The sequence below is a fragment of the Micromonospora sp. WMMD729 genome (genome assembly GCF_049315225.1).
Lineage (GTDB): Bacteria > Actinomycetota > Actinomycetes > Mycobacteriales > Micromonosporaceae > Micromonospora.
Genome location: NZ_CP186059.1, coordinates 217,247 through 240,389 on the forward strand (window position 1 = coordinate 217,247; position 23,143 = coordinate 240,389).

24 protein-coding genes are annotated in these 23,143 nt (G+C 72.1%); 14 read left to right on the forward strand and 10 right to left on the reverse strand.

The features are described 5' to 3' along the window. Positions 1 to 253: 253 nt before the first annotated feature. The gene (locus ACN263_RS00980; RefSeq protein ID WP_422737951.1) at positions 254 to 949 is read left to right on the forward strand and encodes a hypothetical protein; all 696 of its coding nucleotides are present in this window, start codon (positions 254 to 256) and stop codon (positions 947 to 949) included. 186 nt (positions 950 to 1,135) lie between these two features. Here the strand turns inward: ACN263_RS00980 and ACN263_RS00985 are convergent, their stop codons facing one another. After that, positions 1,136 to 1,504 carry a DUF4267 domain-containing protein gene (locus tag ACN263_RS00985; RefSeq protein WP_422737952.1) on the reverse strand — a complete coding sequence of 123 codons (369 nt, stop codon included), beginning with the start codon at positions 1,502 to 1,504 and terminating at the stop codon, positions 1,136 to 1,138. Positions 1,505 to 1,592: 88 nt separating this feature from the next. Between ACN263_RS00985 and ACN263_RS00990 the strand changes: the two genes are divergently transcribed. Further along, positions 1,593 to 2,165 (forward strand): TetR/AcrR family transcriptional regulator, encoded by a 573-nt coding sequence (locus tag ACN263_RS00990; RefSeq protein WP_422737953.1) that lies wholly within the window; start codon positions 1,593 to 1,595, stop codon positions 2,163 to 2,165. A gap of 85 nt (positions 2,166 to 2,250) precedes the next feature. Here the strand turns inward: ACN263_RS00990 and ACN263_RS00995 are convergent, their stop codons facing one another. Beyond that, positions 2,251 to 3,930, reverse strand: a complete 1,680-nt coding sequence (locus ACN263_RS00995; RefSeq protein ID WP_421474217.1) for a DNA repair helicase XPB — start codon at positions 3,928 to 3,930, stop codon at positions 2,251 to 2,253. Between the two features lie 164 nt (positions 3,931 to 4,094). Here ACN263_RS00995 and ACN263_RS01000 point away from each other — a divergent pair, with 164 nt between their 5' ends. Together ACN263_RS01000 and ACN263_RS01005 are read left to right on the forward strand one after the other, a co-directional pair. Beyond that, positions 4,095 to 4,973: a L,D-transpeptidase family protein gene (locus ACN263_RS01000; protein WP_422737954.1), complete on the forward strand. Its 879-nt coding sequence runs from the start codon at positions 4,095 to 4,097 to the stop codon at positions 4,971 to 4,973. Positions 4,974 to 5,070: 97 nt separating this feature from the next. After that, positions 5,071 to 5,307, forward strand: coding sequence for a hypothetical protein (locus tag ACN263_RS01005; protein WP_422737955.1), 237 nt, complete (start codon positions 5,071 to 5,073; stop codon positions 5,305 to 5,307). A gap of 25 nt (positions 5,308 to 5,332) precedes the next feature. Here the strand turns inward: ACN263_RS01005 and ACN263_RS01010 are convergent, their stop codons facing one another. After that, positions 5,333 to 7,816 (reverse strand): helicase-associated domain-containing protein, encoded by a 2,484-nt coding sequence (locus ACN263_RS01010; protein WP_422737956.1) that lies wholly within the window; start codon positions 7,814 to 7,816, stop codon positions 5,333 to 5,335. A gap of 84 nt (positions 7,817 to 7,900) precedes the next feature. Between ACN263_RS01010 and ACN263_RS01015 the strand changes: the two genes are divergently transcribed. Next, a complete protein-coding gene (locus ACN263_RS01015; protein WP_422737957.1) occupies positions 7,901 to 8,524 on the forward strand; it encodes an HAD family hydrolase in 624 nt (207 codons plus the stop codon). 27 nt (positions 8,525 to 8,551) lie between these two features. Then, positions 8,552 to 8,938 carry a cold-shock protein gene (locus ACN263_RS01020; protein ID WP_088986676.1) on the forward strand — a complete coding sequence of 129 codons (387 nt, stop codon included), beginning with the start codon at positions 8,552 to 8,554 and terminating at the stop codon, positions 8,936 to 8,938. Here the strand turns inward: ACN263_RS01020 and ACN263_RS01025 are convergent. Then, positions 8,899 to 9,747: a 1,4-dihydroxy-6-naphthoate synthase gene (locus ACN263_RS01025; RefSeq protein WP_422737958.1), complete on the reverse strand. Its 849-nt coding sequence runs from the start codon at positions 9,745 to 9,747 to the stop codon at positions 8,899 to 8,901. The two genes, ACN263_RS01020 and ACN263_RS01025, sit on opposite strands and share 40 nt — an antisense overlap. 598 nt (positions 9,748 to 10,345) lie before the next feature. On the opposite strand from ACN263_RS01025, the gene ACN263_RS01030 reads away from it, so the two are divergent. After that, positions 10,346 to 11,215: a GNAT family N-acetyltransferase gene (locus tag ACN263_RS01030; protein ID WP_422737959.1), complete on the forward strand. Its 870-nt coding sequence runs from the start codon at positions 10,346 to 10,348 to the stop codon at positions 11,213 to 11,215. 95 nt (positions 11,216 to 11,310) lie between these two features. Here the strand turns inward: ACN263_RS01030 and ACN263_RS01035 are convergent, their stop codons facing one another. Both ACN263_RS01035 and ACN263_RS01040 read right to left on the reverse strand, forming a co-directional pair. Further along, a complete protein-coding gene (locus ACN263_RS01035; RefSeq protein ID WP_422737960.1) occupies positions 11,311 to 11,961 on the reverse strand; it encodes a futalosine hydrolase in 651 nt (216 codons plus the stop codon). Continuing rightward, the gene (locus ACN263_RS01040; protein ID WP_422737961.1) at positions 11,958 to 13,574 is read right to left on the reverse strand and encodes an MFS transporter; all 1,617 of its coding nucleotides are present in this window, start codon (positions 13,572 to 13,574) and stop codon (positions 11,958 to 11,960) included. Before ACN263_RS01040 ends, ACN263_RS01035 begins: the two co-directional genes overlap by 4 nt. An 89-nt stretch (positions 13,575 to 13,663) precedes the next feature. On the opposite strand from ACN263_RS01040, the gene ACN263_RS01045 reads away from it, so the two are divergent. Next, positions 13,664 to 14,503, forward strand: a complete 840-nt coding sequence (locus tag ACN263_RS01045) for a DUF3027 domain-containing protein (RefSeq protein ID WP_422737962.1) — start codon at positions 13,664 to 13,666, stop codon at positions 14,501 to 14,503. Between the two features lie 28 nt (positions 14,504 to 14,531). Here the strand turns inward: ACN263_RS01045 and ACN263_RS01050 are convergent, their stop codons facing one another. Further along, the gene (locus tag ACN263_RS01050) at positions 14,532 to 14,780 is read right to left on the reverse strand and encodes a DUF2530 domain-containing protein (RefSeq protein WP_422737963.1); all 249 of its coding nucleotides are present in this window, start codon (positions 14,778 to 14,780) and stop codon (positions 14,532 to 14,534) included. An 88-nt stretch (positions 14,781 to 14,868) separates the two neighbouring features. Here ACN263_RS01050 and ACN263_RS01055 point away from each other — a divergent pair, with 88 nt between their 5' ends. From ACN263_RS01055 to thpR, 5 genes are all read left to right on the forward strand, one after another. Continuing rightward, complete coding sequence (locus ACN263_RS01055) at positions 14,869 to 16,347, forward strand: NCS2 family permease (RefSeq protein WP_422737964.1); 1,479 nt, start codon at positions 14,869 to 14,871, stop codon at positions 16,345 to 16,347. A 118-nt stretch (positions 16,348 to 16,465) separates the two neighbouring features. Continuing rightward, positions 16,466 to 16,915: a MarR family transcriptional regulator gene (locus ACN263_RS01060; protein ID WP_422737965.1), complete on the forward strand. Its 450-nt coding sequence runs from the start codon at positions 16,466 to 16,468 to the stop codon at positions 16,913 to 16,915. 73 nt (positions 16,916 to 16,988) lie between these two features. Continuing rightward, the gene (locus ACN263_RS01065; protein WP_422737966.1) at positions 16,989 to 18,272 is read left to right on the forward strand and encodes an MFS transporter; all 1,284 of its coding nucleotides are present in this window, start codon (positions 16,989 to 16,991) and stop codon (positions 18,270 to 18,272) included. 119 nt (positions 18,273 to 18,391) lie between these two features. Next, positions 18,392 to 18,901 (forward strand): hypothetical protein, encoded by a 510-nt coding sequence (locus ACN263_RS01070; RefSeq protein ID WP_422737967.1) that lies wholly within the window; start codon positions 18,392 to 18,394, stop codon positions 18,899 to 18,901. Positions 18,902 to 18,912: 11 nt separating this feature from the next. Continuing rightward, entirely contained in the window at positions 18,913 to 19,494 is a 582-nt protein-coding gene (gene thpR, locus ACN263_RS01075) for an RNA 2',3'-cyclic phosphodiesterase (protein WP_422737968.1), read from the forward strand. A 48-nt stretch (positions 19,495 to 19,542) separates the two neighbouring features. Here the strand turns inward: thpR and ACN263_RS01080 are convergent, their stop codons facing one another. Then, positions 19,543 to 19,803 carry a hypothetical protein gene (locus ACN263_RS01080; RefSeq protein ID WP_422737969.1) on the reverse strand — a complete coding sequence of 87 codons (261 nt, stop codon included), beginning with the start codon at positions 19,801 to 19,803 and terminating at the stop codon, positions 19,543 to 19,545. A 160-nt stretch (positions 19,804 to 19,963) separates the two neighbouring features. Between ACN263_RS01080 and ACN263_RS01085 the strand changes: the two genes are divergently transcribed. Beyond that, positions 19,964 to 20,470, forward strand: coding sequence for a hypothetical protein (locus ACN263_RS01085; protein ID WP_422737970.1), 507 nt, complete (start codon positions 19,964 to 19,966; stop codon positions 20,468 to 20,470). A gap of 104 nt (positions 20,471 to 20,574) precedes the next feature. On the opposite strand, the gene sepH is transcribed toward ACN263_RS01085, so the two are convergent. Further along, positions 20,575 to 21,657: a septation protein SepH gene (gene sepH, locus ACN263_RS01090; protein ID WP_422737971.1), complete on the reverse strand. Its 1,083-nt coding sequence runs from the start codon at positions 21,655 to 21,657 to the stop codon at positions 20,575 to 20,577. Between the two features lie 185 nt (positions 21,658 to 21,842). Further along, positions 21,843 to 22,970 carry a phosphoserine transaminase gene (serC, locus tag ACN263_RS01095; protein WP_422737972.1) on the reverse strand — a complete coding sequence of 376 codons (1,128 nt, stop codon included), beginning with the start codon at positions 22,968 to 22,970 and terminating at the stop codon, positions 21,843 to 21,845. Positions 22,971 to 23,143: the final 173 nt, after the last annotated feature.

Below are 23,143 nucleotides of genomic sequence, written 5' to 3' on the forward strand. Positions count from 1 at the left end.
GAGCGCCAGGACACCCCGCCTTCCTGAAACACGAGTTGACCAAGGCCCGGGGGCGGCCCCGCGCACCGGGAGGGGCGGCCCACCGTGATCAGGGCCGCGCGGGTGCGTCACCCGTCCGGTGGAGGCCATCGGTTCCACCTGGTCTCACGTTTGCCCTGCTCCTACGCTTCGCCGGAGGCGGGCGCGGTCGGGGGCGTCGGCCACTGTCGACAGTGACGGAGGGTCGATGGCTTTGGGGCGTACACCTCGGGTTGTGGTTGCGGCGGTGGCCGGCGGGCTGTTCGCTCTCGGCGTGGTCGCGCCCGGTCCGGCCGCCGCGCCGCTGCCCCGCGCGGCCCGGGCGGACGGCGACGTGGCGCCCGTGCCGCGCGAGCCGCGCCCACCGCTGCTGCCCGCCGACTTTCGGGGCACCGGCCGGTACGTCGTGCGCGACCTCGGCATCGACGTGCCGTTCAGCTGGCAGGGCCGCGACGGCAACAGCCAGATGATCGCCGGCGGCCCCGAGTACCCGATCTGGTTCACGAACCTGATCTACGAGAACACGCTCTACACGCTCACCTACAAGTGGCCGAACATCCCGCTGTTCCCGCCGCGCCCGTGCAGCAAGGTGCCGGGGTTCTTCAATCGGCAGATCTTCAACGACAAGCTGAAGACGTCCCGCTACGTCGGCCCGGAGATCCTTCAGGGGGAGAAGGACCGGCACGTCGACCACTGGCGGGTGGGCGTGGTCGGCGGTTCGACCGTGCCGGGGGAGTTCTTCCGGTTCCCGCTCGCGCTCGGCGACATCTACGTCGACCAGCGCGACCCGAGTCGATGGGTGCAGGTGTTGCAGTTCGGCCTGCAAAATCTCTTCGACCCCGAACTGGACGAGTGGTTCACCCTGGACACCTTCGACCACCACCCCGGCGAGGTAACCCTCCCCGACCGCTGCCCACCCCCCACCCCGTAACCCACCCGGCGGCCTCCCGTCCGGCCCCGTCCGGCCCCGGCCCCCGGCCCCCGGCCGGCTCCGGCCCCGCCCGGCCGAGTGATCAAGAGGTTCGCGTCACGGATCGGGCGAAATCTGACGCGAACCTCTTGATCACCGGGGGAAGGCCGGTCGGGGGGCGGGGCGGGGGCGCGGGGGTGGGGGGCGTTAGAGGGCGAAGAGGAGGGCGGCGTTGAGGAGGACGACCAGGGCGGTGGCGAAGTGGACGCCGAAGGCTACGGCCCTGGTGCCGCCGTTGCGGAGCACGATGAGGGTGTCGCCCAGCGGGACGAGCGCGACGATCAGCATGTACCACGCGACCGCGTCGGCGTTGGTGAAGGCGATCAGGGCGAGGCCGAGCAGTCCGAAGGTGAGGTCCTTCAGCCCTTTGACGGTCAGGTAGGCGGTGTCGCCCGACCGGGCCGGCACGCCGTACCCGGCTGCTGCGGCCTGCGGCACCAGCAGGAACCGCGCCCCGATGAAGGCGACGAAGAGGCTGAGGACGACGGCGAGCCCGTAGGCCAGGGGTGACAACATGATCCGCTCCAATTTCTAGCGCTGCTAGGTATGTGAGCGACGCTAGCAGAGCATCGGCAGAATCGCTAGCGGTGCTAGGATGACGGTCATGTCGACGCAAACACGCCGGGAACGCGAACGGGCGGAGCGGGAACGCGCCATCGTCGCCGCCGCCCGGGAGTTGGCCCTGGCGGAAGGCTGGGACGCGGTGACCACCCGGCGGCTCGCCGCCGAGATCGAGTACAGCCAGCCCGTCCTCTACAGCCACTTCAAGGGCAAGGACGCCATCATGGCGGCGGTCGCCGTCGAGGGCTTCGCCGAGCTGGCCACCGCGCTGGTGTCCGCCCGCGCGTCCGCAGCCGACCCGCGACAGGCGGTCGCCGACGTCGCGGCGGCGTACGTCAGGTTCGCCGAGCAGCGACCCGCCCTCTACGACGCGATGTTCACCCTCAGCGTGGACCTGCCGTTCGCCAGTCAGGACGTCCCGACCGACCTCGCCCGAGGCTTCGCCGAACTGGCCGAGACGGTACGGCCGTTCGCCGGGGACGGTGACCTTGAGGTCGTCACCGAGACGTTCTGGAGTGGCCTGCACGGTCTGGTCACGCTGATGCGCAGCGGCCGCCTCCGCCGGGAAGGCCACGAGCGGCGACTCGCGGCGCTGGTCGACCGCTTCTCCCGCTGAGCTTGGTCAACTCGGGTTCCCGGAAGCCGGGATGTCGGGGCGCTCGGGACACCCCGACTTCCAGGAAAACGAGTCGATCAAAGGGTCAGTCGAAGGACGGCAGGGACGGGCCGAGGACGTCGTCGGCGTCGACGATCGTGTAGGCGTACCCCTGCTCGGCGAGGAAGCGCTGCCGGTGTGCCGCGTACTCGGTGTCGATCGTGTCCCGGGACACCACGGTGTAGAAGTGCGCCTGCCGACCGTCGGCCTTGGGCCGCAGCACCCGACCCAGCCGCTGGGCCTCCTCCTGGCGGGAGCCGAACGTGCCCGACACCTGGATCGCCACCGCCGCCTCGGGCAGGTCGATGGAGAAGTTACCGACCTTGGAGATGACCAGCGTGCGCAGCTCACCGGTGCGGAACGCGTCGAACAGCCGCTCGCGCTCCTTGTTCGTGGTGGAGCCCTGCACGATCGGCGCGTCCAGGTACTCGCCGATCTGGTGCAACTGGTCGATGTACGCGCCGATCACCAGCACCTGGTCCTGGGGGTGCCGGTCGACGAGCGCCTTGACCACGGGCAGCTTGGTGCGCGCGGTCGCCGCCATCCGGTAGCGCTCCTCGGCCTCCGCCGTCGCGTACGACATCCGCTCCGCGTCGGTGAGCGTCACCCGCACCTCGACACACTCGGCCGGGGCGATCCAGCCCTGCGACTCGATGTCCTTCCACGGCGCGTCGTACCGCTTCGGCCCGATCAGGCTGAACACGTCGCCCTCGCGGCCGTCCTCGCGTACCAGAGTGGCCGTCAGGCCCAGCCGACGGCGGGCCTGGAGGTCCGCCGTGAAGCGGAAGATCGGCGCGGGCAGCAGGTGTACCTCGTCGTAGACGACCAGGCCCCAGTCGCGGGCGCCGAACAGGTCCAGGTGGGTGAAAGCGCCCCCCTTGCGGGAGGTGAGCACCTGGTAGGTGGCGATGGTGACCGGGCGGATCTCCTTGCGCTCACCCGAGTACTCGCCGATCTCCTCCTCGGTCAGCGACGTACGGGCGATCAACTCGCGCTTCCACTGTCGGCCGGCCACCGTGTTGGTGACCAGGATCAGCGTGGTCGCCTTCGCCTCGGCCATCGCCGCCGCGCCGACCAGGGTCTTGCCGGCCCCGCAGGGCAGCACCACCACGCCCGACCCGCCGGCCCAGAACGCCTCGACGGCCTCCCGCTGGTACGACCGCAGCGTCCACGGCTTGCGCCCGTCCTTGCCGGCCTCGGCCAGCTCGATCGGGTGCGCCTCGCCGTCCACGTAGCCGGCCAGGTCCTCCGCCGGCCAGCCCAGCTTGAGCAGCGCCTGCTTGAGCCGGCCCCGCTCGGACGGGTGCACCCGGATCGTGTCGTCGTCGATCTTGTCGCCGAGCATGCCGGCGAGCTTCTTGCTCTTGGCCACCTCGATCAGCACCAGCCGGTCGAGCGCCCGCAGCACCAGCCCGTGCGCGGGGTCGTTGGCGAGCTGGAGCCGGCCGTACCGGTCCATCGTCTCGGCCACGTCCACCAGCAGCGCATGCGGCACCGGGTAACGCGAGTACTTGATCAACGAGTCGACCACGCCCTCGGCGTCGTGCCCCGCCGCGCGGGCGTTCCACAGGCCGAGCGGGGTCAGCCGGTACGTGTGCACGTGCTCCGGGGACCGCTCCAACTCGGCGAAGGGCGCGATCGCCATCCGGCAGGCCTGCGCGTCGGGGTGGTCGATCTCCAGCAGCAGCGTCTTGTCCGACTGCACGATCAGTGGTCCACCACTCACGCCAGCGTCCTCTCCTCGTTCGGCCGCCGGGCTGCGACTTCCGCCGCAGGCCGACCATCCAGTGTTGCACGGCGGAGAACGTCCCAAGAAAGATGCTCACCGGATGCAACCAGGACGGCACTTACGAACGTCTAGGAAAGGGACGACTGTCCAGGGGAGGTGCCATGACGCGTGTCCGGCGCACTTCCCGGCTGTTTGCCCTGGTGGTGGTCGTGCTGGTCGGTTCCGGCGCGTGCACGTTCGATCCGCGGTCCGGCGGGAGTGGTGGCGGGGGAGCCGCCCCGGTCGGGGCAGCGGAGCAGGCATCGGGGGCGAGCGGCACGTCCGGGCCGGCCCAGCACGGCCGGCCCACACCGGCGTCGCCCGCCCCACGGTCGACCACCCCACCGCCGAAGAAGACCACGCCCAAGCCGACGCCGACCGGGTCGAAGCCGACACCGACGACCGCGGGCGGCTGCCCACAGGGCCAGCACCAGCGCGCGGTGGAGACGTACCTCGCCCGCCTCGGCGGGTTCGGGGCCGTCACGGTCGACGGGCGGCAGTCCGCCGCCGACTGCGCCGCCATCAAGAAGTTCCAGAAGAGGTACGGCATTCGCCCCGTCGAGGGTCGCGCCGGACCGACCACCCTCGACGTGGCCCAGCGCCTCGCCACCACCGACACCAGCCGCTGCAAGGCCGGCACCGGCACCACGTTCTGCGTGGACCTGACCCGGCAGACCGTCTGGGCGATGCGCGGCGGCAAGGTGATCATGGCGCCGACGGTGACCCGTACGGGGATGTCCGGATACCGCACCCCCGCCGGCACGTACACGGTCAACTTCCGCAACCCCAGGGAGTGGTCCGACCCGTACGAGGTGTGGCTGCCCTACTGGCAGCACTTCACCCAGGGCATGGGCTTCCACGAGACCACCACCTACCTGCACGACAAGTCGATCGGCTCGCACGGCTGCGTCAACCTCCTGCACGCCGACGCCGTCCGGATGTGGGAGCTGGGGAAGGTCGGCACCCGGGTGGTGCTGGTCGGCCGCCGCCCCGGCACCTGAGCGACACGCCCCGGTTCCGGGGGTTTATCCCCTGTCACACCGGTCGTCGGAGTGTCACGCTGGGAGTCCAGGGCCGGACCGGGCGGGGAGGCTGGATATGACGGTCGACCGTGAAGTGGCCGCGCAGTACGAGCAGACGCCGCCCGACGAGGTGTCCCGCGCGACCGTGTTCGCGTACGCCTTCGCGGCGACGCTGCTCTTCGGGTGGTTCCTCTTCGGGTGGTTGGTGCTCCGACAGGGCTTCGTCGACTCGGTCGGCGAGTCGGCCGGGGCCGGCTTCGCCCTCCTGCTGCTCGTCTCGGTGGTCGGCACCGTACGACGCAGCCGCCGCTGAGCCGACCACGCCGAACGGTGCCGTCTCAGTCCGCAAGCACCGCCGCGGTGATCCGGTGCAGCGCGAAGGTGTGCAGCATCTCGGTCCGCTCGTCCTCGGCACGCAGGTAGCCCGCCCCGATCGAGACCGGCTTCACCAGCCGCGACGCGGTCGCCCCGTGGGCGTCCACGTACCCGACCCAGACCAGCGCCCGGTCCCGGACCGCCTGTTGCAGCACGGCGAGCGCCTCGCTGTGCGTGTGCGCCGGCACCGGACCCCCGCCCAGCCCTGCGGCTCCACCCCGGACCACCGCCGGGGCGCGACGGGCCGCCCGCGCCGCGGCCTCACCCCGCCGGATGTGCTCCACCACTCCGAGCAGCCGGGGCATCGGCAGCTTCGGGGCGGCCAGCGGATCCAGCGTCCGGGTGGTCACCGTGACCCGGGCCGGGGCACGCCGGACCCGTGGCCGGGTCAGCATCGTGCTGCCCGTGCCGTCCTCCTGCACCGGCGCGTACCCGGCGTCCCGCAGCGCGGTGAGCATCCGGTTGACCTGGTAGTGGGTGCTCAACACCGTGGGCGCGAGCCGGCGCAACGTCAACGATTCCAGCCGCCGGTCGGCCAGCACCTCGGTGAGCAGCGCCTCGTCGTCGCTGCGCAGGTACGCCCCGGCCGAGCCGGCCCGCAGCCCGCCGTGCTTGCGGGCCACGTCGTCCACCAGGTAGCTGAGGCCCTGCGGTACGGGGGTGCGTGACCGTCGACGGAACAGCTCGTGCAGGTCGTCGGCCGTGTAACCGGCGTCCAACGCCCGCCGGACGCTCGCCGTGGTGACCCGGTGCACACTCGCCCCACCGGCCGACTCGAGTTCGGTCGTCGCCTCCAACTCGGCGGCGAGCGCCGGCTCGGGCGGCCCGGGCACCACCACGGTCAGGTCGGCCTGCACCAGGAAGTGGTCGACCGGGGCGGGCAGCAGCGCGTCCAACGCCCGCGCGGCACTGGACGGATCGCCACTCTCGGTGTCCGCGTGCAGCCCCAGCGGATCACCGTCGGAGTCGTCGGCCGACGTCAGCTCGCCCAGCAACAGCCGCCCGTACGAGGTGAGCGCCCCCAGCCCGGTCATGCCGAGCTGCGCCGCCTCGGCCAGCACCTCCCGGTGGGCGGCCTCCCGGCCCCGGCTGCGCCGTGGCGTCCGCCAGTCCAGCAACGCCTGCAACTCCTCCGGGGTGGGTGCGGTCGCCGGCTCCAGGTCGGCGAGCACCCCGAGCACCGCCCGACGGGTGGCCGGCGCACCGGCCCGCTCGGCCTCCGCGGAGAGCGCGGTGATCGGCCGGTCCCGGTCGTCACGCCGGCCGACCAACCCCACCTGCCGGGTCATCGTCAGCCAGGCGCGGGCCAGGTGCTCCCACCGCTGGGCCAGCGACCCGGCCCGCCACACCTCGTACCCGCCGGTCGGCAGCACCTGCTGGTCCGCCCCGTACCGGCCGGTGGCCGAACCGGGCAGCTCCATCTCACCGGCGAGCCCCGCCGCGTACGCCACCTCCAGCAGCAGCGCGGTGGTCGGCTCGTCCAGACCTGCGGTACGTGCCAGTCGGCGCAGGTCACGGACACCGATGCCACCCGAGCGCAGCACCGGGGCGGGTTCGGCGGCGAGCTGTTCCAGCAGCCCTTCGGTGTGCCGGACCACCTCCATTGTCTGCCCGGCGCCGGCCGAGTCGACCATCTTGGGCTCGCGGGGAGCGGCGGCCACCGACGGCGGCGCGGTCTGCAACGGCCCGAGGGGCCCGCTGTCGCGCCGCAGCAGGAGGCCGACCTCGCGGGGCAGTTCGACAGTGCCACCGGCCGTCGCCGAACCGGCCGAGATGGTCACCAGCAGCCGGTTGTCGACCAGCCAGCGCACCGGCGAGCCGGTGGGCGCGCCTCCGTTGGTCGGGTCGGCGAGGTCGGCGTCCTGCGCGCCGATCGCCGGTGCCTGCAACGCGCCCGGCGGCACGCTGCCGACCGGCGGCCCGGCCGCCAGCCGGTCCAGGATCGCCCGGGCCGACGGGGGCGCCGCGAGCAGCGTCCGGCGCAGCTTCGCCGGGTCCGCGCAGAGAGCGGCCGCGCGACCGTCCAGGTCCGCGGCGGGTCGACCGAGCCCCGCGGGGTACGGGGAGACCTCGTCGACGGCGGCCGCCACGTGCATGGCGTGCTCGGGCCCGTACAGCAGGAACAGCGCTCTGAGCCGGCCCACGGCGGCCCGGACCGCGGTCGGCGCGGGCGGGTGCGGCCCGGCGGTCGCCATGGCGAGAATCGCGTCGGTGGCGGTCGTGCCCTCGTCCGGGTGCCGGGTGAGCCGGCCGGCGTCCAGGATCAGCAGCGTGAACTGGTCCAGCCCGTCCAGCGCGCGGGCCACCGAGACCCGGGACTGGGCGCGGATGGCCAGGGCGGAGATGTCGGCCGGTACGGGCACGACGAGGTCCGGCCGCAGTTGCAGGAGTGCGGCCAGTGACTCGTCGGGCAGCGACCGCAGATGGTCGGCGAGTGAGGTGGTCATCGTCTTTCCACGCTAGCCCGGTACCGGGCCGTCGCGCCCCTCGGACGTCCGGCCGGTTGGGCATCGGCGGGTACGTTTCTCGACATGTCCGCACTGACCGTCGGGTTCGATCTCGACATGACCCTGGTCGACTCCCGCCCCGGCATCGCCGCGGCCTACCGCGCGTTGACCGCGAAGACCGGCGTTCCGGTGGACGCCGACCTGGCGGTGTCCCGCCTCGGCCCGCCGCTGCGCACCGAGATCGCGCACTGGTTCCCACCGGAGCAGGTCGAATCGGCCGTCCTGCTGTACCGCGAGCTGTACCCGGCGTACGCGATCACCCCGACGGTCCCGATGCCCGGCGCGCGGGAGGCCATCGACGCGATCCGAGCCCGGGGCGGAAGGGTGTTGGTCGTCACCTCCAAGATCGCCGGTTTGGCCCGGCTGCACCTGGACCATCTCGGCCTGGTCGTGGACGAGCTGGCCGGTGACCTCTTCGCCGAGCAGAAGGCGACCGCCCTGCGGGAGCACGACGCGACCCACTACGTCGGCGATCATGTGGCGGACATGGTCGCCGCGCGGACCGCCGGGGTGCCCGGAATCGCCGTGGCGACGGGCCCGTGCTCCCCGGATGAGCTGCACGCGGCGGGGGCGAGCGTCGTGCTGGACGATCTCACCGGATTCCCAGCGGCGCTCGACGGCATGATCCAGCTAGCCTTGGAGCAGTAGCGGCTCAAGTGAAGCAGGGGTTTTCAGGTGCCTACGGGTCGAGTGAAGTGGTACGACACGGCCAAGGGATACGGCTTCGTCACCAGCGACGAGGGCGGTGACGTGTTCCTGCCCAAGGGCGCGTTGCCGGCGGGCGTCACCGACCTCAAGGGTGGTCAGCGGGTCGACTTCAGCGTGGTGGACAGCCGTCGCGGCGCGCAGGCCATGGGCGTGAAACTGCTGGATGCGCCGCCGTCGATGGCCGAGCTGCGGCGCCGGCCGGCCGAGGAGTTGCACGGCCTCGTCGAAGACATGATCAAGGTGCTGGAGGCGAAGGTCCAGCCGGACCTGCGTCGCGGTCGGTATCCGGACAAGAAGACCGCGCAGAAGATCGCTCAGCTGGTCCACGCGGTCGCGCGCGAGCTGGAGGTCTGAGGCACCAGCCCGGCGGTGGCGGCGCGGTCGAGGAGCGCCGTCACCGCGGCGAAGCCGGCCTCGCCCAGGTCGGCCGTGAACTCGTTGACGTAGAGACCGATGTGCCGGTCCACCACGTCGAGTTCCATCTCCTGGGCGTGCGCGAGGACGTACTCCCGGCTGACCGTCGGGTCCGCCCAGGCCTGCCGGACCGACTCGCGGATCCAGCCGGCCGCCGCCTCCGGGTCGACCGCGCCGCGGCGGGCCAGGATCGCGCCGAGGGGAATGGGCAGGCCGGTGTCGGCCTCCCACCACTCGCCGAGGTCCACCAGCGCGGTCAACCCGTGCCGGTGGTAGGTGAACCGGGCCTCGTGGATGACCAGGCCCGCGTCGTAGCGGCCGGCCGCGACCCCCGGCATGATCTCGTGGAACGGGACAACCTCGATCCGGGCCGGCGGTCGTCCGGCCGACCAGAGCCGGAACAGCAGGTACGCCGTGGTCCGGTCGCCGGGCACGGCCACCGTGGCGCCGGTCAGGTCGGCGCGGTCCGGGCCGCCGTCATGGTCGCCCCGGGTGAGCACCAGCGGCCCGCACCCGCGACCGAGCGCGCCGCCGCAGGGCAGCAGGTGGTAGTCGTCGAGCAACCAGGGCAGCGCCGCGTAGCTCACCTTCACCAGGTCGAACGCACCCCGCTCGGCCGCCGTGTTGGTGACGTCCACGTCGGCGTACGTAACCTCCACCGGCGGCGCGCCGGGCACCCGCCCGTGCACCAGGGCGTCGAAGACGAACGTGTCGTTGGGGCAGGGCGAGATCGCCAGGGAGAGCGCCACGCCTCTCACGTTAGCCCCGCCTCCATCCCGTGGCCTGTGCCCACCCCGCCCACTGTGATCCGCGACGTTCCCGACCGGCGTCCGCGCGGTCGTTGTCGTCTCGGGTCGGCGTCGGCGTCGGCGTCGGCGCGGTCGTTGTCGTCTCGGTCCGGAATCGCGGTCGTTCTCGGCGGGCTGACGTCCGCGTTGACGGCCGGGGAGGTCGGCGGGCCGACCGGGCACCTACTTCGGACATCCTTTGGAGCTGATGTCGTAAACGAATCGCCCGAGCTGATCTCGCAACCGGACGCGGGTCGGGTGGCCGGGCGGGTGGCTGGCTGGGTGGGTGGCCGAGCGGCCGGCTGGCTGGGCGCCTGGGCGCCTGGGTGGGTGGCCTGGCTGGCTCGGCGGCTAGCTGGCTGGGTGGAGTGGCTGGTTGGGTTGGTTGGCCTGGTGGGGTGGCTGGCCTGGCTGGCTGGGTGTCGATGCCACAGACGATTCAGCTCCAAAGGACTCGTGCACAGGTCGTCGTCCACCGTCCGAGGAGGTTTTCCACAGGGTTGTCCACAGCTGCCGGCAGCGTGTTGATAGCTCGCCACGCACTCGGGACCATCGGCTGGTGACCAATGCGAGTGACACTGCCGACGCCGACGGCACCGGCGGAGCAGCGAATCTGGGCCGCGTCCTCCGTGCCCTGCGGCGTCAGGCCGACCTGAGTCAGCGGCAGCTCGCCGAGAGGTCGGGGGTGCCCCAGCCGACGCTGGCGCGGATCGAGTCCGGGCGTGCGCTCGACCCCCGGTTCCGGACCGTGGAGCGCCTCGTTCGGGCGGCGGGCGGAGAGGTGGCCCTCGGCCGACCGACGGGGGACGCCTGCGAGCCGGCGTCGGTGCCGCACGACGATATGCGGGACGAGGCGGGACGGCGGTACCCGGCACATCTGGACGTGTGGCCGGTGTACGAGCCCCGAGACTGGCCTGGCGCGTGGTGGGCGGAGTGGTACCGGTTGCCGCCCAAACGGTACCCACGGCCGCTGCCACCGGCCGCCTATGAGGTGAACCGGCGCTACCGCGACAACCGTCGCCGGGGCGCCGAGGTGCAACGGACAGTTCAGGTTCGCCGGATCGTCGGCGACGATGTGCCAGCCACCTGCTGGCGTTACGTGGCAGAGCTTCCCGACCGCACCCTGGTCGGCGAGCTGCGCGCGCACGAACGGAGCCCGCAGCTTGAGTACGGAGAGTGGCAGCCCGGCATGCCGGAGCGGGAGGTGGTACTCGACGGCGTCCTCGTCGCGGCGAGACATCGACGTTTAGGGGTCGGGCGTCGCCTGGTTACCGCGCTGCTGGCCGATATGCGGGCGGCGGGGATCGACGACGCCGTCGCGGTGGCGGAGGGCTCCGGCGTCGATCTGCTGCTGGCGTGCGGTTTCGAGATCGAGGCCCGCCGGCCGTTCGCACTCCGGCTGAGTCCCCCGCGCCGGCCTGCCGGCTGACCTCGCCGGGACCAGCGCAGCGTCGCAGCCGGGTACAGCGCTGCGTCGCAGCTCCGGAAGGCGCAGCGTCGCAGCCCGGAAGGCCAGCTTCACGGTCAGCTCAGCGCCGAGGCAGCCTTCGTCAGGGCGGTGAGGGCCGCACGCAGCCGCCACGCGTCGCGGTCGCGTGGGCCGATCGGGTTGGAGATGGTGCGTAGCTCGGCGAAGGGCACTCCGGCCTGCGCGGCGGCGACGGCTACCCCGTACCCCTCCATGGCCTCGGCCACCGCCTCCGGATGCCGGCGGCGTAGCTCCTCGGTGCCGGCGGCGGTGCCGGTGACGGTGCTGACCGTGAGCACCGGGCCGATCGTGGCGGCGGGCAGGGCGGCCCGCAGCGTGGCCAGCAGGGTTGGGTCCGCCGGGACGACGCTGCCGCCGCCGAGCAGCGCGGGCGGCATGCCGAGATCCTCGATGCCGATGAAGCCGTCCGGTGAGTCGGCGCCCAGGTCGGCGGCGATGCTCGCGGTGCCGAGCACGGTGTCGCCGACGGCCGCGCGCCCGGTGAAGCCGCCGGCCACGCCGGCGCTGACCACCGCACGGTACGGGCGACCGGCTGCCTCGGCCAGCGCCAGCAGACGTGCGGTGGCGGCACCCGCTACGGCCGGGCCCACCCCGACCGGGGCGATCGTGACAGCCTCGGCGGTCAGTCCGGCGCGGACCGCGTCCGCCTCGGCCGGAACCGCGGTCACCACCAGCAGACCGGTCACGACAGCGAGCCGGGGGACTCGCGCCGGGTCTCGTCGTCCGCGCCGCCGCCCGGGCCGCCGACCGACGACGAGGGCCGGTAGATGTGGTAGCCCGGCGGGGCGAGCCCCGGTTCGTCGTGCCGCTGCGGTGCGGCGGCCTGGGCCGGCGCCGGCGAGGTGGGCGCGACGTCCTCGGGCGCGACGTCCTGGGGCTCGACCGTCGGCTCGTCCTCGGCCAGTTCGTCGTCGCCCAGCGGTCGACCGACCAGCTTCTCAGCGCGCAGGCGGGCGGCGACCAGCACGCCCCGGACGGCGGCCACGATGCCCACCCCGGCGGCGACCGCGATGCCGGTCCGGCCGGCGAACGGCACCAGCCCGAGCCCGCCGCCCGCGACGAAGGCGAGCATGAGCACCGTCTCCGAGTGGGCGAACGAGCTGGCCCGCAGCCGCTCCGGGATGCGCTCCTGGATCGAGGCGTCCACGGCGAGTTTGGCCACTCCGCTGACCAACGCGGTGACCAGGCAGAGCAGGGCGACCATCAGCAGCGAGAACTGGATGACGGCGAGCACCGCCACCCCCGCCACGATGATCATGCTGCTGGACTGGATGGCGGTCGGCCGGTGGATGCGCAACCGGGTGCCGACGGCGGTCGCCAGAAAGCTGCCCACGGCCAACGCTCCGCCGACCAACCCCAGCGCCCACTCCGCGCCCAGGTCACGCCCGAACACGTCGGTGGTCAGGTCGCCCTTCTTGATGGCGAAGGCGAGGAAGAGCAGCAGGAAGCCGTACACCGCACGCAGGGTCGCGGCGCCGACCAGGGTGGCGATCACCAGCCGTCCGGCCGGACGGCCCCGGCCCAGCGGCCGGTCCTGGCGGCGGCCCAGGGCGCGCAGCGCGCGGGGGACACGCTCGGGCGGTTCCGAGTCCGCCTTCGGCGGCAGCCGCAGCGAGATCACCATGCCGATCAGGAAGATCACCGATGCGACGCGCAGCGGCCACTGCGGCCCGAACCAGAAGGCGGCCAGCCCGATCGGGGCCACCAACGCTCCCGCCACCGTCCCGTAGACGCTGGCCCGGGCACCCACCTGGGAGAGGCCCAGCCCTTCCGGCAACAGCCGGGGTACCGCCGCCGAGCGGGCCACGCCGTAGGCGCGCGACAGCGCCAACACGCCGAACGCGGCCGGATAGAGCCCGAAGCCGTGGATGTAGTCGGAGATCAGCCAGGCCAGGAACGCCCGGCCGAGCATGGTGGCGGCCAACGCGTACCGCCGGCCGTGCCGGAAGTGGTCCAGCAGTGGGCCCACCACGGGTGCGAGCATCGCGAACGGGACCATGGTCACCAGCAGGTAGAGGGCGACCTTGCTGCGGGCCTCACCCAGCGGCACGTTGAAGAAGATCGTCCCGGCCAGGCCGATGGCGATCAGGGTGTCGCCCGCGCAGGAGAGTGCGTGCAGGTCGAACAGCCGGACCATGCCGGCCTCGCCGCCGGCACCCCGCGCCCGGGCGTGACCGGCCCGCCGGGTCACCCAGCGGCCGCTGCCCACCGAACCGCGCAGGAGCAGACGGATGGCCCGAATGCCGGTGCCGACGGTCCGCCCGAGGAGGGAACGCCCGGAGTGGGAGTACGGCGGCATGTGCACCATCCTCGCCCATCCGACCCAGGTGTGCCGCATCAGTCGCGGCGAAAGGTTCCCCGGGAGTCCCTGTCACCCCTGCGGGGCGCATGGGGAACAATGGTGAGGTGACCAGGCCCGCCTCCACCCGTGCCGCCCGTCTCGACCAGGTCTGCGCCGCCGCCGTCGAGGTGGCCCGCGCCGGCATCACCGAGGTGGACGCCGACGACGTCGGCGACCACCTGCAGGTCGTGGCCGAGGGCGAACGGCTGGTCACGCACTACTTCGAGTGCCGCCTCGCCGGCTACCGCGGTTGGCGGTGGGCGGTCAGCGTCACCCGCGTCCCGCGCAGCCGTACGGTGACGATCTGCGAGACGGTGCTGCTGCCCGGCCCGGACGCGCTGCTCGCGCCCGGCTGGCTGCCCTGGCAGGAGCGGCTCAAGCCCGGTGACCTCGGCCCGGGTGACCTGCTGCCGACCGCCCCGGAGGACGAGCGGCTGGCCCCCGGTTACCTGCTCTCCGACGACCCGGCGGTCGAGGAGACGGCCTGGGAGTTGGGTCTCGGTCGCGCCCGGGTGCTCTCCCGGGAAGGTCGGGCCGACGCGGCGCAGCGCTGGTACGACGGTGACCACGGCCCGACGGCGGCCATCTCCACCGCCGCCCCGGCCGCCGCCCGCTGCGGCACCTGCGGCTTCTACCTTCCGCTGGCCGGTGCGATGCGGCAGGCGTTCGGCGCGTGCGGCAACTTCTACGCGCCCGACGACGGTCGGGTGGTCAGCGCCGACCATGGTTGCGGCGCGCACTCCGAGACGCTTATCGAGGCCGCCGAGACGGCGGTCGAGGACCTGCCGACCGTGTACGACGACAGCGCGGTGGAGGCCATGTCGGTCAGCCGGGCGCCGGGTTCGGTCGAGGCGGGGGAGCCGGCGGAGCCGTACGGGCACCCCTGATCGCCCGTGCCGGGTCGGGCCGGTGTGCTCAGTTCGCCGCCCGGCGTCGACGTCGGTTGGCGTCGTGACGCAGCATGACGGCGAGGCCGGGGAAGCCCCACAGGAAACCGGCCAGGCAGGTCCAGAGCCAGTTCTCGTGGTGGTGCTCGGTGAGCCAGCCCCGGAAGAACACCAGCAGCACCAGGCCGACGACCGCCCACGCGATCAGACCGGCGACGGCGAACGGCACCATCGGCGGGTCCAGCGGCGCGGGGCGCGGTGGCTGGTCGTTCGGCATTGCGCCAGCGTACGCGATCCACTTCCCCTGCCCGCCGGCGATCTGGGACGATGCGCGCGACAACCGGAAGATCACCTGTGAGGTCCTCATGGCAGTAGCGCCGCCCGAGAACGACACACCTCCCAATCCCGCTCAACCGCGTAACGGCTTCGACCGGTTCTTCGAGATCTCCGCCCGCGGCTCGACGCTGAGTCGTGAGGTACGCGGTGGCCTGGCGACCTTCTTCACGATGGCGTACATCGTCGTGCTCAACCCGCTGATCCTCGGCGGCGCCGTCGACGGTGACAACAAGACTCTCCCGATTCCGGCACTGGCCGCCGCGACCGCGCTGGTCGCCGGCCTGATGACCATCCTGATGGGTGTCGTCGGCCGGTTCCCGCTGGCGCTCGCCGCCGGTCTGGGCGTCAACGCCCTGGTGGCGTACGAGATCGCTCCCGAGATGACCTGGGCCGACGCGATGGGCCTGGTGGTGATCGAGGGTGTGATCATCGCGGTGCTGGTGCTGACCGGACTGCGTACCGCGGTGTTCCGGTCGGTGCCCACGCAGATGAAGACGGCGATCGGCGTCGGCATCGGCCTCTTCCTGACCATCATCGGCCTGGTGGACGCCGGCTTCGTCCGGCGGCTCCCGGACGCCGCCAACACCACCGTCCCGGTCGGCCTGGGCGTCGGCGGCAAGCTGGTGAGCTGGCCGCTGCTGGTCTTCGTGGTGGGCCTGCTGCTCACCCTGGTGCTCGTGGTCCGTCGGGTGCGGGGCGCGATCCTGATCGGCATCCTCGCGTCCACCGTGCTGGCGGTGATCGTGGAGGCGATCGGCAACATCGGCCCGTCGTTCGTCGACGGTAAGCCCAACCCGAAGGGCTGGGCGCTGAACGTGCCGGAGCTGCCCAAGACGGTGGTCGACGTGCCGGACCTGTCGCTGCTCGGCAAGTTCAACGTGCTCGACTCGTGGGGCCGGGCCGGCTGGGTGGTCGTCCTGATGTTCATCTTCACGCTGCTCATCACGGACTTCTTCGACACCATGGGCACGATGGTGGCGGTCGGCCAGGAGGGTGGCCTGCTGGACGAGAAGGGCACCCCGCCGAAGGCCAAGGAGATCCTGCTGGTCGACTCGATCGCGGCGGCGGCCGGCGGTGCGGCCAGCACGTCGAGCAACACGTCGTACATCGAGAGCGCCGCAGGCGTCGCGGAGGGTGCCCGGACCGGCGTGGCCAACCTGGTCACCGGCGCGCTCTTCCTGCTGGCGATGTTCCTGGCGCCGCTGGTGGTGATCGTGCCGTTCGAGGCGGCCTCGACGGCGCTGGTGGTGGTCGGCTTCCTGATGATGACCGCGGTACGGACGATCGACTGGTCGGACTACGAGATCGCCATCCCCGCGTTCCTCACCATCGTGCTGATGCCGTTCACCTACTCGATCTCGAACGGGATCGGCGCCGGCCTGATCACCTTCGTGGTGGTCAAGCTGGCCCGGGGCAAGGCCCGGGAGATCCACCCGCTGCTGTACGGGGTCGCCGCGCTCTTCGTGCTGTACTTCCTGCGCGGGCCCATCGAGTCGCTGGTGCTCTGATCGGCGTCGCCCGGGCGGGGGGTCGAGGGTGATTCCCCGCCCGGAACAGCACAAACATCCCCGTGAGCCTGGTCATAACGGATGTCGTTAGCCAGGCTCATTAGTTAAGCTAACTAACGTGACGGAGCGGACGGTGACGGCGGAACGCGTGCCACCGGCGCAGCTGGCTCCCCAGCTGCGAGATGCGATCACCCGACTCAACCGGCGGGTCCGACGGGCCCGGCCGGTCGGCGACCTCACGGTCACCCAGGTCTCCGCGCTCACCAGCCTGCGGCTGGCGGGCGCGATGACGCCCCGGGAACTGGCCGAGATCGAACGGGTGCAGCCACCGACGATGACCAAGATCGTCGCGAAGTTGGAGGACCGTGGCCTCGTGCGACGGACCCCCCACCCGACCGACGGCCGGCAGGTCATCCTCGCGGCGACCGAAGGAGGGCAGGCCGTGCTCGACCAGTTCGAGCGGGCCCGCGACGAATGGCTGGCCCACCGGCTGGCCGCGCTCGACGAGGACGAACGGGCGACCCTGCACCGGGCCGCCGAGATTCTCCAGCAGCTCGCTCGCGCCTGAGCTCGCGCCCGTGCCACCGGGCCGTGCCGTCACCTGTCGATGACGCGTACGTCCTTGAGGAGGCGCACCGAGAGTGCAGGCCAAGCTGAGCACGATGTTCCAGTCCCTACAGGTCCGCAACTACCGCCTCTTCGCATCCGGGCAACTGATCAAACTGATCGGCGTCTGGATGATGTTCATCGCCCAGGACTGGCTCGTCCTCGAGCTCTCCGACAACTCGGCCACCGCGCTCGGCGTGGTCACCGCCTGTCAGTTCACGCCGGTGCTGCTGCTCACCCTCTTCTCCGGTCGCCTCGCCGACCGGTACGACAAGCGGGTCCTGCTGTTCGCCGCGAACACCTTCTGGACCGTGCTGGCGCTCGTCATGGCGCTGCTGGTCCTCACCGACCTGGTGCGCCTCTGGCACGTCTTCGCCTTCGCCGCGCTGCTCGGTGTGGCCAACGCCGTGGAGACCCCGGTCCGCCAGGCGTTCGTCTCCGAACTGGTCGGCACCCCGCTGCTGCCCAACGCGCTGTCGCTGAACGCCGCCGTGTTCAACTCCGCCCGGATCGTCGGCCCGGCGGTCGCCGGCCTGGCCATCGCCGCCTTCGACGTGGGCCCGGTCTTCCTGTTCACCGCCGTCAGCTCCATCGCGCCGCTGGTCAACGTGGTCCGGATGCGGACCGCCGACCTACACCGCGACGCGCTGCCACCGCGGGACGAGCGGGCCTCCGCGAAGGTCGTCGACGGGCTGCGGTACGTGTGGCGGCGGCCGGACCTGCTGCTGCCGATGGCGGTGATGTCGGTGATCGGCATGTCGCTGTTCAACTTCCAGCTCACCCTGGCCGCGCTGGCCAAGACGGTGTTCAACACCGGTGCCGCCTCCTTCGGCCTGTTCAGCACCGCCCTCGCCGTCGGCGCGCTGGGCGGCGCGCTCAGCGGCACCGGCCGGCGTAGCCGACCGTCGGTGTGGCTGGTGCTCGGCGCGGCGGTCGGCTGTGCCAGCTTCGGCACCCTGGTCGGCTTCGCGTCCACGTACTGGCTGGTCGTGGCGTTGCTGGTGCCCACCGGCTTCTTCATGGTGTTCTTCGCGCAGGCCGCCAACCAGCGGGTCCAGTTGGGCGTGGACGCCGCGTTCCGGGGACGGGTGATGGCCCTGTGGGTGCTGGTGTTCCTGGGTACCAACCCGGTCGGCGCACCGCTGATCGGCTGGGTGGCCGAGCACTTCGGCGCCGGTGCGAGCATCTGGATGGGCGGGCTGATCTCGCTGGCCACCGCGCTGATCGCGCTCACCTGGCAACTGCGCCGCTCCGGTGCGCGACTGCGCTTCCGGGTGCTGCCCATGCCGCGCTTCTACGTCACCTCCACCGACTGCTGACCCGCCCGCTCGGGCCCCCGCCGATCGGCTCGGGGGCCCGGGGCGGGTCCCGATCGACGGATGGCGCGGATGCGGCCAAATCGCTGGCGAGGTGGCACGACGGGGCTTAGCGTCGATATGTGGGAGTCGGACGCGCGCTGATGCTGGCCCTGGCGTTCCTCGCCGTGGCCAGTGTCCCGGCGGTGTTCGCCCTGCTCTTCTGCTACGACGAGATCCTCGACCGGGTGGTCTGCGGCTTCGCCGAGTGGCGTGAGGGTCGGCGGGAACGGCGCACGATCGCCCGCCTCGACCGGGCCATCGAGGCCGACGCGCTGACCCGGGACATCGACCTCAGCGAGTTCGATCGTGCCGACCGTCGTCCCCTGGAACAGCTCGCCGCCGACCTGCGCCGCCTCGGCGGTCAGCGGCTCGGCGGCATCGGCCGGCCAATGGTCTGGCACGGCGCGGTGGTCCAGGCGTACGACGACCGGCTCCGGCTGGCCTGTCGCGCCCTCGGGATCGCCGAGCACCTGGCCGAGCTGACCGGCGTGGACCAGGAGATCGAGCGGGTACGCGTCGAGGGCGTGCTGCACGCCGCCGGCCTGGCCCTGCCCGCCGCCCGGGCCGGGCACCGGCAACGGCACCGCTGACCGGCCCCTGGATGCGGCTCTTCGTGGCGGTCTGTCCGCCCGTCGAGGCGGTCAACCACCTCGGCGCGCAGATCGCGCGGCTGCGGGTCGGCGCGGCGGCCGCCGCCGGCGCCCGGGTGCGGCTCGTCGACCCGGCGGACCTGCACCTCACCCTGGCGTTCCTCGGCGACGTCGAGACCGTCCGGCTGGTCGACGTGGAGAGTGCGCTCGGGCTCGCCGCTGAACATTTCCGAGACGGTCGGTCCGCCGCGCCCCGGCTGAGCCTCGGCGGTGGTGGTCTGTTCGGCCAGGGACGGCGCACGGTTCTTTGGGTGGACGTGCGCGGCGACGTCGAGGCGCTGCACGAGTTGGCCCGGCTCGTTCGGGAGCGGCTAGATGAGGCTGGACTGCCGTGCGACGAGAAGCCGTTCCGCCCGCACCTGACCGTAGCCCGGGCCGGCGACCGCCTTGACCTGGCTGATGCCGAGGCCGATCGGGTCACCCTGGGCGACTACGCGGGCCCGGAGTGGCCGGCGACCGACCTGCTGCTGATGCGTAGCCAGCTCGGGGCCGGACGCCCGCGTTACGAGCGGCTCGCCGCTTGGCCGCTCTGATTCGTCGAGCCGGCTTGAACGGCGGCTGGCGGTAAAACCCTCGGTCGTCTAGTCCGCCTCGATGCCGGCGGCCCTCAGGATCTGGCGGACCCGTTCGCGGCTGTAGCCGGTCCGCTTGACGAGATCGACTTGCCGGGCGCCGGCTCGGAACTCCGCCACCATCGTCCTGTGCAGATCGGCACGGGCCCGCTCAACTCGGTTCCGAGCATCGGCCTTGATCTGCCGAGCGGCATGGGCGGCCTGCTCTTCGGCTTGAGGTAGCGCTTCCTCGGCGGCCCTCAGCGCGCGCATAGCCCCTTCGAGATCCACTTGGCCATCTTTGCTGGCGATCCCCTAGGCCAAATCAGTCGGGCTAGCAAGTAGGCCAACCTGCCATTGATGATGCTAGGCCAAATGCCTTACCATGGCGTTGGGCATAATGAGGCTCGAAGTCCTCCGGGGCCGTCATCTTGTAGGGAAGGTGGGATCCGTGACGGATCTACCATTTCAGCTGGTCAACTGCGCAGAGCGGGCAGTCGTCCGCATCGAGGTCTACACGGCGTTCAGCGAATCAGGCGAGGGGTCACTGGACGGCGCGGTCTACGTCTGCTCCGCGCATCCGCAGACGGCGTCTGACGCGATCGCCATGGCTGGTTTTGCCTCGTCAACAACACCGTTGGGTGAAGATGTCGACCGGCCCTGCGGCTATGTGCACATCTACCCCACCGGCTTGTTGGCCGCCAGCGCCCATCCATCTTGGTGTGATCGGGAGGGCTGCGACGCTCGTGGCGAACATCGGTCCCGCTTCTTCCTGGTCGAGTCACCTCGCCAGGAAGCGTCCATCATCTCGCTATCGCTGGCGCAGACGCGTCAACCGCCAGCCGAGCCGGTGGTGGTGTTGTCGGTCGCCGATCGCACGGCGACTCAGCGAGTGGTGTTCTCTGCCCGCGAGGCGCGGAACCTGCGTCACCGGCTGGGCGATTTGCTTACTGCCTGAGGCGTGATCGACTCGGGTTCGCGGAAACCGGGGTGTCCGGCACGCGTTGACAGCGCGACTTCCGTGAACCCGAGTCGATCACGCAGCGACCGCCCCGCGGAACGTCAGGAGGACTCGCGGGCGGCCGGACCGCTGCCGAAGAGCACGTCGTCCCAGCTCGGCAGGCGCTTGCGCGGCTTGCCGCCGGCCTCGGTGGTCTCGCCACCGGCCGCCGCCGCGGCCGTACCGGTCCGCCGGGGCCGCAGCACCGCGAGCGACGGCACGGCCGGGACCTCCTTGGGCGCGTCCGAGTCGTCGTCGAAGGCCGACCCCTGGCCGCCGCCGAGCAGCGCGGCAGCGCCGCCGCCGACCGGCCGCTGGCGGGGCGCGTCCGGACCGGCAAGAGCAGCCGGGGTACGCGGTTCGAGCCCGCGACCCGACGAGGACCCGAGTGGACGGTCCAGCGAGGCGAGCAGGGCGTCCCGGCCGGCCCGGATCGGATCACGGCCCGGGCGCGGGTGCTCGGACGCCGCCGGCAGTCCGTGCCCGCCCCGACTCGGCTCACCACGCGACGGACCGGGCAGGCCGTGGCCGCTCCGCTCTGGCGCCGGCTCCTGGCCGAGGATCGGCGTGGGCCGCTCGGCGCACAGATATTGCGCCATGTCGTCGTGCGGGGTGACCGCCTGCCGGGTCTTGTCGAGATCCCAGATGGCCTGGGCGGTGGCCTTGCCCGACGGCCAGGTGGCGATGATCCGCCAGGTGCCGTCGTCGCGCCGGTACGCGTCCCAGGAGATCTTCTCGGTGTCGATGCCGTGCTGGCTCAGCCGACCGTTGACCACCTCGGCCAGCGGGGTGGGCTTCTCCGCGCCCTTGAGCCGGGTGCGGCGGGCGTGCTGGGCGAGCATGGCCCGCTCCTGCAACACCGGCCCGGCGTAGCGCAGGACCCGGTCGACCGGCACCCCGGCGATCCGGGCGACGTCCTCGGCCGACTCACCCGAGCGGATGCGGGCCTGGATGTCCCGAGGAGACAGGGAGGGAACGGGATCGGCGGCGGTCGGCGCCACCGCGAGCGGCGTCGCGCCGGGCTCCGCGTGCAGCGCACCGGCGATCCGCTCGTCGATGGGAAGGGCGAGCAGCCGCCCGACCTCGTCGGCGAGAACCAGAGCATGGCCGTCCTCGGAGAGGGCGACGAAGCGTACTGGGCGCATAACGTTGCCTCCGTCCCGCTTCGCTGGCCGCACGCCACGAGTCGGCCACCCAGGCGTCTCGGACCACCGTACGCGCATCTGTCTCAGGGTGGGGGAAGCGACACCCCGCAAGTCGTGACTGAGCTGCGGCAATGATCACGGTGGGTGTCCATCGAGGCGTTGACGGACACCCACCGTGACGAAGCTCAGAGGCGCTCGACCACGTAGTCGATGGACGCGGTCAGCGCCTCGACGTCGGCCGGCTCGACGGCCGGGAACAGCGCCACCCGCAACTGGTTGCGGCCGAGCTTGCGGTACGGCTCGGTGTCGACGATGCCGTTGGCGCGCAGCGCCTTGGCGATCGCGGTGGCGTCCACCCCGTCGGCGAAGTCGATCGTCGCGACCACGTTGGACCGCAGCGCCGGGTCGGTGACGAACGGGGTGGCCACCGTGGACCGTTCCGCCCAGCCGTACACCGTGGCGGCGCTCTCCGCCGTGCGCTTCGCCGCCCAGGCCAGGCCGCCCTGCGCGTTCATCCAGTCGGTCTGCTCGGCGGCCAGGAAGATGGTGGCCAGCGCCGGGGTGTTGTACGTCTGCTCGAGCCGCGAGTTGTCGATCGCGGTGACCAGGTCCAGGAAGGCCGGGATGTACCGGCCGGACGCCTTGATCTCGGCGGCCCGGTCCAGCGCGGCCGGCGACATCAGGGCCAGCCAGAGGCCACCGTCCGAGCCGAAGCACTTCTGCGGCGCGAAGTAGTAGACGTCGGTCTCGCCGACGTTGACCTCCAGGCCACCCGCGCCGGAGGTGGCGTCGACCAGGAGCAGCGAACCCTCGTCCGCGCCGGCCACCCGGCTGATCGGCACGGCCACGCCGGTCGAGGTCTCGTTCTGCGGGGTCGCGTACACGTCCACGCCGGCCTCGGCGACCAGGCTCGGGGCGCTGCCGGCGTCGGCCTTGCGGACGGTGGGCTCGCCCAGGAACGGGGCGTCCTTGACCGACTTGGCGAACTTCGCGCCGAACTCGCCGAAGCTGGCGAACTGGGCCCGGTCACGGACCAGGCCGAAGGTGGCGACCTCCCAGAACGCCGTGGTGCCGCCGTTGCCGATCACGACCTCGTAGCCCTCGGGCAGGGAGAAGAACTCGGCGATGCCGGAGCGCAGCCGGGCCACCTGGTCGCGGACCGTCTTCTGCCGGTGGGACGTACCCAGGTAGCTGGTCGCCACCTCGGCGAGCGCGGACACGGCCGCCGGACGGACCTTGGACGGGCCGCAGCCGAAACGGCCGTCGGCGGGCTTGATCTCGTCGGGAATCCGGATGATCGGTGCGTCAGCCACGGTTCTGAAGATCCTTCCGCAAGGGCGAGGGCGGGCCCGGCGACACTGCCGGCCCTCATCCTCGCACCCTGGGTCGGCGGCGACGGCCGGGGTCCCGACCGGCGGTCTGAGTCCTTCGCCACACCGCCGTGCCCGGGCGGGCCAGCACGCACAAGGGCCCCGACCCGACGTCG

Excerpts from the sequence above, each read along its gene's own strand:
- ACN263_RS01040 (WP_422737961.1), bottom strand. The coding sequence starts at position 13,574 with ATGCCGCCGTACTCCCACTCCGGGCGTTCCCTCCTCGGGCGGACCGTC.
- ACN263_RS00990 (WP_422737953.1), top strand. The coding sequence starts at position 1,593 with ATGTCGACGCAAACACGCCGGGAACGCGAACGGGCGGAGCGGGAACGC.
- sepH (WP_422737971.1), bottom strand. The coding sequence starts at position 21,657 with ATGCGCCCAGTACGCTTCGTCGCCCTCTCCGAGGACGGCCATGCTCTG.
- ACN263_RS01010 (WP_422737956.1), bottom strand. The coding sequence starts at position 7,816 with ATGACCACCTCACTCGCCGACCATCTGCGGTCGCTGCCCGACGAGTCA.
- ACN263_RS01050 (WP_422737963.1), bottom strand. The coding sequence starts at position 14,780 with ATGCCGAACGACCAGCCACCGCGCCCCGCGCCGCTGGACCCGCCGATG.
- ACN263_RS01015 (WP_422737957.1), top strand. The coding sequence starts at position 7,901 with ATGTCCGCACTGACCGTCGGGTTCGATCTCGACATGACCCTGGTCGAC.
- ACN263_RS01055 (WP_422737964.1), top strand. The coding sequence starts at position 14,869 with ATGGCAGTAGCGCCGCCCGAGAACGACACACCTCCCAATCCCGCTCAA.
- thpR (WP_422737968.1), top strand. The coding sequence starts at position 18,913 with ATGCGGCTCTTCGTGGCGGTCTGTCCGCCCGTCGAGGCGGTCAACCAC.
- ACN263_RS01000 (WP_422737954.1), top strand. The coding sequence starts at position 4,095 with ATGACGCGTGTCCGGCGCACTTCCCGGCTGTTTGCCCTGGTGGTGGTC.
- ACN263_RS01005 (WP_422737955.1), top strand. The coding sequence starts at position 5,071 with ATGACGGTCGACCGTGAAGTGGCCGCGCAGTACGAGCAGACGCCGCCC.
- ACN263_RS00985 (WP_422737952.1), bottom strand. The coding sequence starts at position 1,504 with ATGTTGTCACCCCTGGCCTACGGGCTCGCCGTCGTCCTCAGCCTCTTC.
- ACN263_RS01045 (WP_422737962.1), top strand. The coding sequence starts at position 13,664 with ATGGGGAACAATGGTGAGGTGACCAGGCCCGCCTCCACCCGTGCCGCC.